Annotated in this window: 13 protein-coding genes; all 13 read right to left on the reverse strand. The window is 61.3% G+C overall.

From position 1 onward, the window contains the following. Positions 1-2 precede the first annotated feature (2 nt). The 13 genes from J2R80_RS39655 to J2R80_RS39715 all read right to left on the reverse strand — a co-directional run bounded on the left by J2R80_RS39655 (position 3) and on the right by J2R80_RS39715 (position 13,414). On the reverse strand, positions 3-1,214 hold the full coding sequence (locus tag J2R80_RS39655) for a TrbI/VirB10 family protein (protein ID WP_253640504.1): 1,212 nt from the start codon (positions 1,212-1,214) through the stop codon (positions 3-5). Continuing rightward, positions 1,211-2,245 carry a P-type conjugative transfer protein TrbG gene (gene trbG / locus J2R80_RS39660; protein WP_076829100.1) on the reverse strand — a complete coding sequence of 345 codons (1,035 nt, stop codon included), beginning with the start codon at positions 2,243-2,245 and terminating at the stop codon, positions 1,211-1,213. The genes J2R80_RS39655 and trbG overlap by 4 nt, the downstream gene beginning before the upstream one ends. After that, positions 2,242-2,925 (reverse strand): conjugal transfer protein TrbF, encoded by a 684-nt coding sequence (gene trbF / locus J2R80_RS39665; protein ID WP_076829101.1) that lies wholly within the window; start codon positions 2,923-2,925, stop codon positions 2,242-2,244. Before trbF ends, trbG begins: the two co-directional genes overlap by 4 nt. 99 nt (positions 2,926-3,024) lie before the next feature. Continuing rightward, a complete protein-coding gene (trbL, locus tag J2R80_RS39670; RefSeq protein ID WP_253640505.1) occupies positions 3,025-4,254 on the reverse strand; it encodes a P-type conjugative transfer protein TrbL in 1,230 nt (409 codons plus the stop codon). Further along, the gene (gene trbK-alt / locus J2R80_RS39675) at positions 4,251-4,619 is read right to left on the reverse strand and encodes a putative entry exclusion protein TrbK-alt (protein ID WP_253640506.1); all 369 of its coding nucleotides are present in this window, start codon (positions 4,617-4,619) and stop codon (positions 4,251-4,253) included. The genes trbL and trbK-alt overlap by 4 nt, the downstream gene beginning before the upstream one ends. Next, positions 4,619-5,347, reverse strand: a complete 729-nt coding sequence (gene trbJ / locus J2R80_RS39680) for a P-type conjugative transfer protein TrbJ (RefSeq protein WP_253640507.1) — start codon at positions 5,345-5,347, stop codon at positions 4,619-4,621. The genes trbK-alt and trbJ overlap by 1 nt, the downstream gene beginning before the upstream one ends. Continuing rightward, positions 5,344-7,785: a conjugal transfer protein TrbE gene (gene trbE / locus J2R80_RS39685; RefSeq protein ID WP_253640508.1), complete on the reverse strand. Its 2,442-nt coding sequence runs from the start codon at positions 7,783-7,785 to the stop codon at positions 5,344-5,346. The genes trbJ and trbE overlap by 4 nt, the downstream gene beginning before the upstream one ends. A 10-nt stretch (positions 7,786-7,795) precedes the next feature. Continuing rightward, the gene (locus tag J2R80_RS39690) at positions 7,796-8,059 is read right to left on the reverse strand and encodes a VirB3 family type IV secretion system protein (protein ID WP_253640509.1); all 264 of its coding nucleotides are present in this window, start codon (positions 8,057-8,059) and stop codon (positions 7,796-7,798) included. Continuing rightward, positions 8,059-8,382, reverse strand: coding sequence for a TrbC/VirB2 family protein (locus J2R80_RS39695; RefSeq protein ID WP_050387944.1), 324 nt, complete (start codon positions 8,380-8,382; stop codon positions 8,059-8,061). The genes J2R80_RS39690 and J2R80_RS39695 overlap by 1 nt, the downstream gene beginning before the upstream one ends. Position 8,383: 1 nt before the next feature. Further along, the gene (gene trbB, locus J2R80_RS39700; RefSeq protein WP_253640510.1) at positions 8,384-9,298 is read right to left on the reverse strand and encodes a P-type conjugative transfer ATPase TrbB; all 915 of its coding nucleotides are present in this window, start codon (positions 9,296-9,298) and stop codon (positions 8,384-8,386) included. A gap of 228 nt (positions 9,299-9,526) precedes the next feature. After that, on the reverse strand, positions 9,527-10,861 hold the full coding sequence (locus J2R80_RS39705; protein WP_253640511.1) for a nitrate/nitrite transporter: 1,335 nt from the start codon (positions 10,859-10,861) through the stop codon (positions 9,527-9,529). A 135-nt stretch (positions 10,862-10,996) separates the two neighbouring features. Further along, positions 10,997-11,422: a CopG family transcriptional regulator gene (locus tag J2R80_RS39710; RefSeq protein WP_253640512.1), complete on the reverse strand. Its 426-nt coding sequence runs from the start codon at positions 11,420-11,422 to the stop codon at positions 10,997-10,999. A 6-nt stretch (positions 11,423-11,428) separates the two neighbouring features. Further along, on the reverse strand, positions 11,429-13,414 hold the full coding sequence (locus J2R80_RS39715; protein WP_253640513.1) for a conjugal transfer protein TraG: 1,986 nt from the start codon (positions 13,412-13,414) through the stop codon (positions 11,429-11,431). Positions 13,415-13,432 lie beyond the last annotated feature (18 nt).

Genomic DNA, 13,432 nt, shown 5'->3' on the forward strand with positions numbered 1-13,432 from the left:
TCTCACCTTCCATACGGCGCAAGTATGAGGTCACGATTGACCAGAACACGAACCGGAAAGCCAGGTCGCACGGTCAGGGTAGGCTGGATGCCGAGACTGCGGCGAACGACCTGCTGTCCGGTTTGATTCAGTGAGTCGGAGGCGCCGTGACGCAACGCTTGGATAATCGCGCTGTCGTTGCTGTTTGTGTCGGATCCCGCGCCTACTTCCGTCGCAACAGCTAGAAGCGTCGATAGTGCCGCAGCCTTGAATAGTTCTGCCCAGTGATTGTCGACTTGGTCTTCCAGACCCGCATAGCCAGCCTTATCAGCGCCAGGCTGCCGCTCAAGAACGATAGAACGCCCATTCGGCATGATCAGCCGCGTCCAGACCAGCAGGACGCGCGACTGGCCGAATGAGACCTGATTATCGTACATACCGATGAGACGCGCTCCCTGGGGCACAAGCAGAAAGCGGCCTGTCGGCGTGTCAAAGATATTCTCCGTTACCTGCGCTGTGACCTGGCCTGGAAGGTCTGATCGAATCCCGGTGATTAGGGCTCCCGGAATGACCGTCCCAGCCTGCACGATGTATGGTGAAGCCGGGCGGCTGATGCGGTCCGGGCTGACCGTGCGACGGTCCACAGACGCGTTCGCGAAGGCAAGCTTCCGGTCCTGACCGTTCTGCGCCAATCCGTCATCGCCAGAGCTCGTCGCGCTCGGAGACGCGACGCGGTCGGTTCCAGCGGCCACAGCGGCGGGCGCGTGCATTTCGCCGCCATTGTTCGCAGCGAACAAGCGACTGATACGGGCTGCTTCGGTCTCTTGGTCTCGGCGCTGCTGTTCCGGATCAGAGCCGATGGTTGGCGACTGCCCCTGAGCAGCAAGGATCGGCCGCCCCAGGTCTCCTGGGAGCGGCGGACCGAGCTGCGGAGCCGCTTGGCGTGGAGTGTCAGAGTAGTCCTTCGGCAGAGCCGTGATCCCGTCGGCCACATTATGATGGTCTGTGCTGTAAAGCTCCTCGGCCGCCTGGTTTAGGGGGCGCTTACTTTGCAGCGCCCACAACACAGTTCCGCCAATGACGAGCATGACAACCGCGCTCCCTCCGGCCAGGACCTTCCGTGACAACCGTGTCACGCGCGGATGCTCCGCTCTCAAGCGGAAACTTCCGGATTGCCCGTCTCGTGCCTGCTGCGGAGCCGACTGATCGCGATCGTTTCCGACCTCGGTATTCATGACGACGGCCTCCCATCTTTCCTGACAATCCTGACTTTCTGCTGGTGCTCACCGCCGAGCCGCAATTCGGCAGCCGCAAACAGCCGATCGACGATCAGGACGTTGCCGTAGGCACGGTAATTGGCGAGTTCGGTCATGCCGTCTGAACCGATAATAAAGAGTGGTGGCATCTCGCCTTGCACGATGCCTTGGGGGAATTCGACATAGACCTTACGGCCGTCGTCATAGACAGCCAGCGGCCGCCAGGGCGGGCTGTCGCCTTCAATTGCGTAGCGGGAGATGCGTTGCGCCGGCTCCGGAAGCAAGGGTCTCAGAGCGACTGCACGCGATCGTTCGCGCACTGTTTCCGGATAGTACCAGGCAACCGATGGCATGTATGGCCGCTCGCGTGAGCGGAGCTCGATCAGGTAGGTGCGCCGGTCAGTATTGACCACCAGATTGGTCTCGATCGATGCGCGGGTCGGCTTGACCAGGACATGGACCCTTCGCGTATCGCCGCTTCCACTCTCGGTATCGCCCACGACCCAGCGCACGGTATCTCCGGCGGCGATCGGTCCAGATCCCGTCAACTGCTCTCCCTCCTCAAGCGCGATATCCGTAATCTGCCCCGGTGCGGCGTAGATCTGATAAAGCGCCCCGGGACTGTAGGCGTAGATTTGCGCAGCGTTGAAATACCCCCGCTTGCGCGGTTCGACCCGGGCTGCGCTGTTTGCCGTCTCAATCCGGCTCATGGGTTCAGGCGCTTCCTTCCCGGCCGCCTTGCCGCCGAGAGCCGGCTTCCAGAGGGGCGGAACGTGTAGCGGTTGCGACTTGTCGTCCAGAGGCGCTGGCGACGCTGGCATCGAAGGAACTTCCGCATCATAGCTGATCTGTGGCGGTATGTAGGTCGCGCACCCACCGAGCGCTGACGAACAAAGCAGTAGAGCGGGTAGAAATGCTCTCTTCGCGGTCACCAACTCGGGCCAAGCCGAATTGAGCTTGCTTTGCTGGAGAGAACGTTTCGAATGAACGTCAGACGGCGTCTTGGTCACTGACTCAACTCCTTTGACCAGTTGATGGCGCGGACGTAGACGCCAAGGGGATTCTTGCGCAGGCGTTCGGCATCGCGGGGTGTCTCGATCACGATCGAGAGAATTGCAGTCCAGCGCTCGGTCGAGCTCAACGAGCCGTTGTCGTAGACGCGCTGGGTCCAAGCGACCCGAAAGCTTTCCAACGACGCGCGAATGACGCTCGAGACGTCCACGGAAATTTGGGCCTTGCCCAGCTTGGCAAAGGGGTCATTGTTGCGCGCATAGTCGTTGAGCGCAGCAGCACCACGATCGGTCGTAAAATCATAGGCGCGGAGCCAATTTTGGCGCAGAACGATGCCGTCGGCCGGTAGGCCTCTGACATCCTCTATAAAGCGCGCCAGATGGTAGGCGATCTGCGCATCAGTAGGTTGATAATCGATGTTGGCCGGCGCCACCCTTTGGGCCTGGCCGAGATGGTCCACTTCGACCACCCACGGCGTGATCGAGCCTTGGCTCGATTGCCAAACGAGGCTACCCGCGAGACCGGCTGATAACATCAAGCAGCCGAACGCCATCAAGCGCCAGTTCCTGGCCTGCACGCGGGCAGATCCAATGCGTTCGTCCCAAACCTGCGCTGCCTTTTGGTAAGGCGTGATCGGCTCGGGCATGCGCCCGTAGTGTACGGAAGGTCGTTTGAACATCGATAGTTGCCCTTGAGATCAAGTAATCGTTTTCGAGTTGTTCGGTGTCCGCGTTTCAGTCGGTCGCGCAGCGGCTGGCGAAGGCGCAGTGGCTAAGTGTCAGCGCTCTCCTTCAGACAAATCGACGGAAGAGCCGCCGCCACCGTGATCACCTGAGCGGACCGTGTGGCTGACTGCCGACGCACCGTGCCGAACAGTCTCGGCACGCGTCATGCGCCGCGCCCAATCGGGCTGCCCTTCGGCCGAAGCGCTCGCGCCCTGCGCGCCGGCTTCCCCACCTCCGCCGAGCGCAGCCGCTGAACGACGCAACGGGCTCATCGCAGCGGTAGCGCCGGCCTCCGCGACACCGGCAAGGCCGCCGCTCCGATAGGCCGCTGATGCTCCGCTCATGGCAGCGCCGCCACTACGCGCGGCGCCAGCGATCGCGCCGCCAGCGAGACCAGCACCGCCGGCGGCGAGGCCTGCGCCGGCGGCAACAATACCGCCAGCGGCAAGGCCCGTTCCAATCGCCGCACCGGCGCCGAGTTGCGGTCCGCCGGACACCAGGCCGTTGGCGATTCCTGGACCGAAGATGCCCAAGCCCAGCAAGGAGAGCGCCGCAAGCACCAGTGTCATCGCGTCTTCGATGGTCGGCTGATTGCCACCAAAGCCAGCGGTGAACTGCGAGAACAGGGTCGATCCAATGCCGACGATGACGGCCAAGACGAGGACCTTGATCCCTGAGGAGATGACGTTGCCCAAGACCCGCTCCGCCGCAAAGGCGGTCTTGCCAAACAGACCAAATGGGATGAGCACGAAGCCAGCCAGCGTTGTGAGCTTGAACTCGATCAAGATGACAAAGAGCTGGATCGCGAGAATGAAGAAGGCGAGCAACACCACGACCCAGGCGAACAGGAGAACGACGATCTGGACGAAATTCTCGAAGAAGCTGATGTAACCCATCAGGTTAGAGATCGAGTCGAGCAACGGTCGGCCGGCGTCGAGCCCGACTTGAGCGATCTTTCCAGGTCTCAGAAAATCGGATGCGGACAGGCTTGCGCCCGATGCTTTCAGTCCAAGACCGGCGAAGCTCTCGAAGACGATGCGCGCCAGGCTGTTCCAATTGCCGATGAGATAGGCGAAGACCCCCACGAAGAGCGTCTTCTTGACGAGGCGCGCGATGATGTCCTCGTCAGTTCCCCAACTCCAGAACAACGCGGCAAGCGTGATGTCGATCGCAGCAAGGGTCGTTGCGAGATATCCGACATCGCTGCCGAGCAGCCCAAAACCGTTGTCGATATAACGCGTGAACGTTTCCAGGAACTGGTCGATGATCCCGGTACCGGTCATGGCCTGCTCGCCTCAGGTGCCGCCAGGTTCGGATATCCCTGCGGAATTCGGCTTTGATCCTTTGGGATGGGTATCGAGCTGGACGAATCATCGTGGCCGGCAGCTATGGCGCTGTCCTTCTTGCCAAAGAAGCGACGCCGGTTTTCGTCCCAAACGCGCTTACAATGCCGATAATCTGCTGCTTCCTCAGGAGTAACGCTGCGGCAGCCTGCGAGGTCGAACTTGGCTGCATCGGTCGCCTGCGCCGCCCTCGGTGCCGGCGGAGAATCGTCTCCGCCACGCAGTCGAATCGTGCAGGCAGCGACGACCACCAGGCCGATTGTTGTAAGTAGCGACAGGGCCTTGAATGCCTTTACGTCGGTCATCAGTGAAACATCTGCACGTTGGAGGATTGATAGCCCTGCGCCGGTGTCAGGAACCGCCGAAGCTGCTCTCGTCCTTGATCTTGAGCCGAGGCGCGCCGAGCGGCCTCAAGGCTCTGCGCCCTGCCCTGCGCCGCGGCGGCCGCCGTGAGATCGGCAAGTTGTTGCGCTTGAAGTGCGAGGATCTGGTTGCCGGCCTGAGTTGCCTGCAGGGTGCCGCTGGCACTCTGGCTCGACGTTACGAGGGCAGACGTCTGGATGCGATTGTTGTCGAGGTTGCCAACGATGCCGGCCTGGACACGAAGCGCGTCTTGCGTCGCTGCATAGGAGTTCTGCCATCGCGATTGAGCGTTGGAGATCAGCAACTGGCTCGACTGGCTGCTGGTGGCCGGCGCGTAGCTGGTCGAGAAGGCGCGGTCGATCTGCTGCACGTCGTAGGCGATGCGCTGGGCCTGGGCCAGCAATTGCTGGGTCCGCTGGATCGAAGATTGCAGTTGCTGCAGCGACGAATACGGCAGGTTGGCCAGATTTTTCGCCTGATTGATCAGCATCTGTGCCTCGTTCTGCAACGAGGTGATCTGATTGTTGATCTGCTGGAGCTCCCGCGCGGCCGTCAGGACATTCTGGACGTAGTTGTTGGGATCAAAGACGATCAATGCCCGTGCAGGCATCGTAACGCCAAGCGATAGAGCGATGGTGCCAGCAGCCAGCAATGAGCCAAGTCGCCTCATAGCGATTTCTCCAGATTGACGAGATTGGGGATCAGATCCGTCGCCCATGCGACGCCACGGTGTTGAAGCCAGGCCGGCACGAAGCCATCAGGTCCATGCTCAGCCAGGAGCCGCGTGACGTTCGCTTGGTCAGTCTTCGAAGCGGCGGCGGTGAAGGCGAGTGCCACCTCGCCAAGCCCGAGCTCAAACATACGGTTGCCGCGACGAGACTGGCAGTAGTAGTCGCGCTTCGGCGTCGCGCGGCTCAGAAGCTCGATCTGGCGATCATTGAGGCCGAAACGGCGGTAGATGGCAGTGATCTGCGGTTCGATCGCCCGTTCGTTCGGCAGTAACAAGCGTGTTGGGCAGCTTTCGATGATCGCGGGCGCGATCGCAGAGCCATCGATGTCCGAGAGCGACTGTGTGGCGAAGATGACGGACGCGTTCTTCTTCCGAAGCGTCTTCAGCCATTCCCGGAGCTGCCCCGCAAAATCCTCGTCATCGAGGGCAAGCCAACCCTCGTCGACAATCAGGAGTGTCGGCCGGCCATCGAGGCGATCACCAATACGATGGAAGAGGTACGCCAGCACGGCCGACGCCGCACTCGTTCCGATCAAGCCTTCGGTCTCAAACGCCTGGACCGACGCCTCGCCGAGACGTTCGAATTCGGCATCGAGCAAGCGCCCGGAAGGTCCGCCCAGGCAGTATGGTTGCAGGGCGCGCTTCAGGGAGTTCAATTGAAGAAGGACTGACAGGCCCGTGAGGGTGCGTTCCTCTCTCGGTGCCGAAGCGAGAGATGTTAGCGCCGACCACAGATGATCCTTGACCTCAGGGGTGATCTCGATCTTTTCCCGTGCCAGGATCGCGCCGATCCATTCCGTGGCCCATCCGCGCTCGGAAGGATCATCAATCCAGGCCAGCGGCTGCAGGGCGACGGGTTGTTCACCTCCGTCGGACAATGCGCCGCCGAGATCATGCCAGTCGCCACCCATGGCGAGGGCGGCCGCTCGAATCGAACCACCGAAGTCAAACGCGAAGATCTGCGAGTTCGGATAACGCCTGAACTGTAGCGCCATCAGCGCGAGCAGCACCGACTTGCCAGCACCTGTCGGTCCCACCACAAGGGTATGACCGACGTCGCCAACGTGGAGCGAGAATCGGAACGGCGTCGATCCCTCGGTCTTGCCGAACAACAGAGGCGGGCCTTTGAAGTGGAGGTCCCTCGCCTCGCCCGCCCACACGGCCGACATCGGAATCATATGCGCAAGGTTGAGGGTCGAGACCGGGGGCTGCCGCACATTCGCGTAGACGTGCCCGGGCAGACTGCCGAGCCAGGCTTCGACGGCGTTCACGGTCTCGATCATGCAGGTGAAATCTCGGCCCTGTATGACTTTCTCGACCAGCCTCAGCTTTTCATCAGCAGTGTTGGGATCGCGGTCCCAGACAGTGATGGTCGCCGTAACAAAGGCTTGTCCGATCTGATCCGACCCCAGTTCCTGCAACGCCGCGTCGGCATCAAGCGCCTTGTTGTGGGCGTCGGTATCAAGCAGCGTCGATGCCTCGTTCGTCATGACCTCCTTGAGGATGGCGCCGATGGACTTTCGCTTGGCAAACCACTGCCGGCGAATCTTGGTCAGCAGCTTGGTGGCGTCGGTCTTGTCGAGCATGATCGCCCGGGTCGACCAACGATAAGAGAATGGCAGGCGATTCAGGTCGTCCAGGATCCCCGGGGTCGTGGCGCCCGGAAAGCCAACGATCGTCAGGACCCGCACATTGGCCGAACCCAGCATCGGCTCGAGCCCGCCGGTCAGCGGCTGGTCGGCCAACAGCGCATCGATGTACATAGGAATCTCGGGCACTCGAACCCGATGACGCTTGGTCGAGATCGTCGAATGCAGATAAGTTAGCGTATCCTGATCATCGAGCCAGGCGCATTCTGGCATGAACCCTTCAAGGAGACTGAGCACGCGGTTGGTTTGGTCGACAAACCCGCGCAGCACCTCCCGGGCATCTGCTCCAACGGTGCGGTCGCGACCTTCATAGAGCAATCGCTCCGCCTTAGCCGCTCCCTCCTCGGGAGGCAGATAGAGGAGGGTCACGAAGTAGCTGGACTCGTAATGCGCCCCCGCCTCCTCGAACTGAGCCCTGCGTTCCGCGTCGACCAGTGCGGAAGCGACGTCCGGAAAGGAGGCAGGTGGGTACGCCCCCGCAAAGTGACGCTGCGCCTCGATGAACACGGCCCAGCCGGATCCGAGGCGACGCACGGCGTTGTTCAGACGGCCGGCAACGGCGACGAGTTCGGCCGGCACTGCACTATCCAGGTCGGGTCCGCGGAACTTTGCTGTCCGCTGGAATGAGCCGTCCTTGTTCAGGATGATTCCCTCGTCGACAAGGGCTGCCCAAGGCAGGAAGTCGGCAAGACGTGTATTGGAATGGCGATATTCGGCAAGGTTCATCATGACCAAGAGCTCAGAGGTTGAGATGACCGGGAATGCGCAGATGTCGGCGCACCACATCGACAAAGGCGGGATCGCGCTTGGCGGCCCAGACGGCGGCCATGTGGCCGATGAACCAGAGAACAAGACCCGCGATCCAGAACCGCAATCCCAGCCCAAGGGCTGCCGCAAGCGTGCCGTTGACAATCGCAACCGACCGCGGCGCGCCGCCCATCAGGATTGGCTCGGTGAGCGCACGGTGAACGGGCACGACAAAGCCTGTAACCTGATCACCCATCAGATCACCACGCCGCCGCCGAAGGAGAAGAACGACAGGAAGAAGCTCGAGGCGGCAAACGCGATCGACAGACCGAACACGATCTGGATCAGCCTGCGGAAACCACCTGACGAATCCCCGAACGCGAGTGTGAGCCCGGTCACGACGATGATGATGACGGCGATGATCTTGGCGACCGGACCTTCAACCGACTGCAAGATCTGATTGAGTGGCTGCTCCCACGGCATGTTCGAGCCAGCCGCCCACACTGGTGCTGACGTCAAAAGCACCGCGCCGAAGGCGACCAGCGATGCACCTCGAAGAAAGCGAAATTGCTGACGCATGTCAGTCTCCTGCTGATGAAAGGTTGTAGTCACCGGCGGCCCCAAGGCCCGTGACTATGGCGAGTTCAGCGAGGCGACGGTCACCGCCGCGACCCGCAAGCACAGCAACGAGATTGATGGTCTCCGCGATCAGGGCGCGCGGAACCGTGATGACCGCTTCCTGGATGAGTTGCTCGAGCCGCCGCAGCGCGCCGACCGCGCTGCCCGCATGGATAGTCCCGATGCCACCGGGGTGACCGGTGCCCCAGGCCTTGAGCAGGTCGAGCGCTTCGGCACCGCGAACCTCGCCAACCGGAATGCGATCCGGACGTAATCGCAGCGATGAGCGAACCAGGTCGGAAAGCGTGGCCACGCCATCTTTGGTCCGCAAAGCTACGAGATTGGGCGCCTTACACTGGAGTTCGCGCGTATCTTCGATCAGCACGACCCGATCGGAGCTCTTCGCGACCTCGGCCAGGAGTGCGTTCGTCAAGGTTGTCTTGCCGGTCGATGTCCCGCCGGCGACGAGGATGTTCCTCCGTGCGGAGACCGCGTCCTTCAGGGTCCTGGCCTGCTCCGAGGTCATGATCCCCCTGGCGACGTAGTCGTCGAGTGTAAACACGGCCACGGCCGGTTTGCGGATAGCAAAGGCCGGTGCCGCAACGACCGGAGGCAACAGGCCTTCGAAGCGCTCACCGGTCCCAGGCAATTCGGCCGAGACCCGCGGCGAGCCGGCATGCACCTCCGCACCTACGTGGTGCGCTACCAGACGAACAATGCGCTCGCCGTCCGCCGCCGACAGAGTTTCACCTGTGTCGATCAGGCCATTCGACAACCGGTCGATCCACAACCGCCCATCTGGATTGAGCATCACCTCGATGATCGCATCGTCTTCGAGGTAGCCGGCAATCGCAGAGCCAAGCGCGCTGCGCAGCATTCGCGCGCCTCGCGAACTCGCTTCCGATTGAATGGAATGGATAGCCATCGTTCGTCCCCCGAATGAGGACGCCCAAAGAGCACCCTCAGATGGGGATGATTAGAAAAGGCACCAATGCACCTGGCGCAACAAGCGCTTTCGGTGATCGTAGGCTGGCGTAGAAAAAGGAAGAGTGCGAACTGGCATTTGACGGCTACTTAATCGTATCCGTTCGTCTTGAGTTGTTGCTCACCACTCCGCATCGTCATCCGCGGGCATGAGGATGACCGAATCCTCATACAGCCCAACTGACCCGACAGCGTAGGTAACATCCGCCTGCTTGAAGACGAGGATTGAACTCATCCACGAAGCGATGGATCGGCGCCAGGGCACCGCGAACCAGACCAGCGTCGCGATCTGCAGTGCTACGTTGAGACCGAACGCGACTTGATAAGCTTGGACGGACCTATGGCCATCATTCATGGACCATTGTTCCAGGACCAGACCTGTCGCGTATTGGGCCAGAAATGCCCAAACAAAATGCAAGACGTTCAACGCCCCATTGGCGCGACCGGCAAGTTCCGGCGGATAGTAATCCGCTATCACCGCGAAGCTGACCACGGTTGCCGTTCCGACGATCGCAACGACGGACCAGGGCAAGATGGACGGCAAAGGCACGCGCAGGATCAACGCTAACTCCGCTGTGATAAACAGTATTGCGACCAACGCTAATATTGTCTCGGCCCCGAGACTTCTTCGTTTAATGTAATGAACAATCGTACCGAACAACCAGGCCCCGCCGCTAAGTATGATCGACATCATGAACAGCTGTCCTACGAGGCCCGCACGATCGAGACCTTCCACGTCCATCAGCCATGGTGAGGCCCACAATCCCTGCAGAGACCAGGCCGATCCAACGCACGACGCCGACAGCGGGGCAATACGCCAGAAGCGTTTATCGCCGAAAACCGCGCTAAGGTTGGCGGACATTGACGGGGTCGAAGGGACAATAGCTCGCTCGGGAACCACGACATAGATGAGCATGGCCGTCGCAGCGGTCGCAGCCGCCAAGATTTCAAAGAGTTGGCGCCAGCCCATCCAGGCGAGTAGATACTCGGCGGGAGCCGTGGCGGTTACCGCCCCCAGTGATCCGAGCATCACCATGTAGCCATTAAGCAAGGCCGATCGTTCTCTGGGAAACCAAAGGACTATGGATTTTAGGCCCGCCGTCAAAGCCGCTGCCACGCCCAGCCCAATCATCGCGCGTGCGATCAAGAATGACAGGAAACCCGCGGATACCGCGAACAATCCAGCGCCCACTGCTGCGAGCACGAGCAGCGCACTCTGGACGCGACGCGGACCAAACCGGTCCAGCAAAATGCCAACTGGGATCTGGACCGCCGCGAGAACAAGGAAATAGACCGACGTAAGCAGCCCGAGGTCGGCGGTCCCAAGCCCGGTATCCGAGCTGAGACGACCGGCAATCAAGGCGTTGATCGTTCGAAACAGATACGAAAGATAGTATCCAGCAGCAAACGGGAAGAATACGCGCGCCGTAAGACGCCATGCCCCTAGAATTTGCATGCTGGCCCTTCTTGCTCCTCAGCTCATTCGAGCCGATAGCGCGTCCAGCTTTTTAAGGGCTTGGCTAAATTGCTGCGATCGTGGGCTGGCGTAGAAAAAGAAGGACCGCCGAAATGGTCTATGTACACGGTTCAATCAGGTTTCCTCGGCCGGGTTCTGACGGCGGATATCTTCTGGAATCTCGCGTAGAAAGCTTTGCCCCTTTTGCAAGCGACGCCCGAGCGCCTCGACGAATCCTTCAAAGCGTTCCCTACCCTTTGCCTGCGCGGCCGCCTGCGCATCGTTGGGTAGCGGCGGCGTAATCGTTAGCCAGAACCGAATGAAAAGAGCCAAGGTTTCAGCCGTCAGACCGACGTCACGCTCCAATCGCTGCATCTGACGCGATAGCCGATCGAGGCGACGGGCGAACGCTGCCTCCCGCCTGTCCGCGCCGTCCGGCGATAGGAACGAAGCGACAGCCGCTTCCACGATCGCAGACCGGGAAAGCTTCTTGCGATCGGCGAGCTCCGAGATCTGCTTCAGCAGCTCTGGCGGGAAGTAGACATTCATCCGGTCGCGCATATCGCCTCAGAGCTCCATACCGTCATTCGGGTCCATGGCGACCTGACGGGCGACGCCGCGCATCTGTTGGCGCATGAGCCGGGACTGGCGGGCCGCATCCTCATCATCGTCAAGAACCGCGGCAAATTCCTCCGCCGGGGTCGGCTCGCTCGTCTCCTTGGCGATCGCAACGTGATCGGGGAGTTCGGGCTCACGACGGAGACCGCTGTTCTCCGTGTCTTCCTTTCCTTGCCCCCTGTCGATTGGAGGCGGTGCCGGCTTCAGCGTTCCAAGCGTCGACCATCCGTCCGTTCGCGAAGATCGACCGGATGACGCCGGATCGGGCGGCGGCAAGACCCGCTCAGTAAACCGCGCATCCTCATAATAGCGGACCTTCTTCGCCCGGATCGGCGGCGTGCCCGCTACCATGACGATCTCATCCATCGGCGGAAGCTGCATGACTTCGCCCGGGGTCAAAAGCGGCCTCGCCGTCTCCTGGCGCGAGACCATCAGGTGCCCCAGCCAGGGGTTCAACCTATGACCGGCATAGTTTTTCATGGCCCTCATCTCGGTCGCGGTACCGAGCGCGTCGGACACACGCTTGGCGGTCCGCTCGTCGTTGGTCGCGAAGCTGACGCGGACGTGGCAATTGTCGAGAATCGCGTTGTTCGGCCCATAGGCCTTCTCGATCTGATTGAGCGACTGCGCGATCAAGAAACTCTTGATGCCGTACCCCGCCATGAAGGCAAGCGCGGACTCGAAGAAATCAAGCCGACCCAGCGCCGGGAACTCGTCGAGCATCATCAGAACTCGATGCCGCCGGTCACGGGCGTGCAAATCCTCGGTCAGGCGCCGACCGATCTGGTTCAGCACCAGGCGGATCAGTGGCTTGGTCCGCGAGATATCGGAGGGCGGCACCACGAGGTAGAGCGTCGTTGGGCCGCAATCTGAGATCAGATCGGCGATCCGCCAGTCGCACCGGCAGGTCACGTGGGCCACCACGGGGTCGCGGTAGAGCCCGAGAAACGACATTGCGGTGGACAGAACGCCGGAACGTTCGTTCTCGGATTTGTTGAGGAGTTCGCGCGCGGTCGAGGCGACGACCGGATGAGCACCTTGCTCGCCGAGGTGCGGCGTGGTCATCATCGCCCTCAGAGTCGCCTCGATCGGCCGCTTCGGGTCGGACAGGAAGGCGGCAACGCCAGCCAAGGTCTTGTCCGACTCGGCATAGAGGACATGGAGGATGGCGCCGACCAGGAGCGAATGACTGGTCTTCTCCCAATGGTTCCGCTTGTCGAGCGAGCCTTCCGGGTCGACCAGGACGTCGGCGACATTCTGGACGTCGCGAACCTCCCATTCCCCGCGCCGGACCTCGAGCAGCGGATTGTAGGCTGAGGACTTTGGGTTGGTCGGGTCGAACAATAGGACGCGGCCATGCTGCGAGCGAAAGCCCGCGGTCAGTTGCCAGTTCTCCCCCTTGATGTCGTGAACGATGGCCGAGCCGGGCCAAGCCAGCAGGGATGGGACGACAAGACCGACGCCTTTGCCAGACCGGGTGGGCGCAAAACACAAGACGTGCTCTGGTCCGTCATGCCGGAGGTAATCGCGGTCGAGTTTACCGAGCACCACACCATCCGGACCGAGAAGTCCGGCCGCTTGAACCTCTTCCGGATCAGCCCAGCGCGCCGAACCATAGGTCTCGACATTCTTGGCTTCACGCGCGCGCCACACCGACATGCCGATCGCCACCGCGATCGACACGAAGGTCCCTGACGCTGCGATGAAGGCTCCCTCGACAAAAACCTGTGGCGCGTAGGCGTCATAGACGAACCACCACCAGAAGAAGATCGGTGGGTAGTAGACCTTGAAGCCGGACAGTTCGAACCAGGGCCGCCCAAGCGCTGGTTGCCAGGCAAGTCGCCAAGCCGTCCACTCGGTTGCTCCCCAGATGGCGAGCAAAACAATCAGGCCGACAACGATCACCTGTCCCCAGAGGATTTTGGTTCCGGACATCCCGAACGTCCTTCCGCA

Source organism: Bradyrhizobium sp. USDA 4541 (genome assembly GCF_024171085.1).
Lineage (GTDB): Bacteria > Pseudomonadota > Alphaproteobacteria > Rhizobiales > Xanthobacteraceae > Bradyrhizobium > Bradyrhizobium australafricanum.

What these genes read in the sequence shown, in the direction of transcription:
- J2R80_RS39655 (WP_253640504.1), bottom strand. Translation starts at nt 1,214, where the DNA reads ATGAATACCGAGGTCGGAAACGATCGCGATCAGTCGGCTCCGCAGCAG.
- trbF (WP_076829101.1), bottom strand. Translation starts at nt 2,925, where the DNA reads ATGTTCAAACGACCTTCCGTACACTACGGGCGCATGCCCGAGCCGATC.
- trbL (WP_253640505.1), bottom strand. Translation starts at nt 4,254, where the DNA reads ATGACCGGTACCGGGATCATCGACCAGTTCCTGGAAACGTTCACGCGT.
- trbK-alt (WP_253640506.1), bottom strand. Translation starts at nt 4,619, where the DNA reads ATGACCGACGTAAAGGCATTCAAGGCCCTGTCGCTACTTACAACAATC.
- trbJ (WP_253640507.1), bottom strand. Translation starts at nt 5,347, where the DNA reads ATGAGGCGACTTGGCTCATTGCTGGCTGCTGGCACCATCGCTCTATCG.
- trbE (WP_253640508.1), bottom strand. Translation starts at nt 7,785, where the DNA reads ATGATGAACCTTGCCGAATATCGCCATTCCAATACACGTCTTGCCGAC.
- J2R80_RS39690 (WP_253640509.1), bottom strand. Translation starts at nt 8,059, where the DNA reads ATGGGTGATCAGGTTACAGGCTTTGTCGTGCCCGTTCACCGTGCGCTC.
- J2R80_RS39695 (WP_050387944.1), bottom strand. Translation starts at nt 8,382, where the DNA reads ATGCGTCAGCAATTTCGCTTTCTTCGAGGTGCATCGCTGGTCGCCTTC.
- trbB (WP_253640510.1), bottom strand. Translation starts at nt 9,298, where the DNA reads ATGCTGCGCAGCGCGCTTGGCTCTGCGATTGCCGGCTACCTCGAAGAC.
- J2R80_RS39705 (WP_253640511.1), bottom strand. Translation starts at nt 10,861, where the DNA reads ATGCAAATTCTAGGGGCATGGCGTCTTACGGCGCGCGTATTCTTCCCG.
- J2R80_RS39710 (WP_253640512.1), bottom strand. Translation starts at nt 11,422, where the DNA reads ATGCGCGACCGGATGAATGTCTACTTCCCGCCAGAGCTGCTGAAGCAG.
- J2R80_RS39715 (WP_253640513.1), bottom strand. Translation starts at nt 13,414, where the DNA reads ATGTCCGGAACCAAAATCCTCTGGGGACAGGTGATCGTTGTCGGCCTG.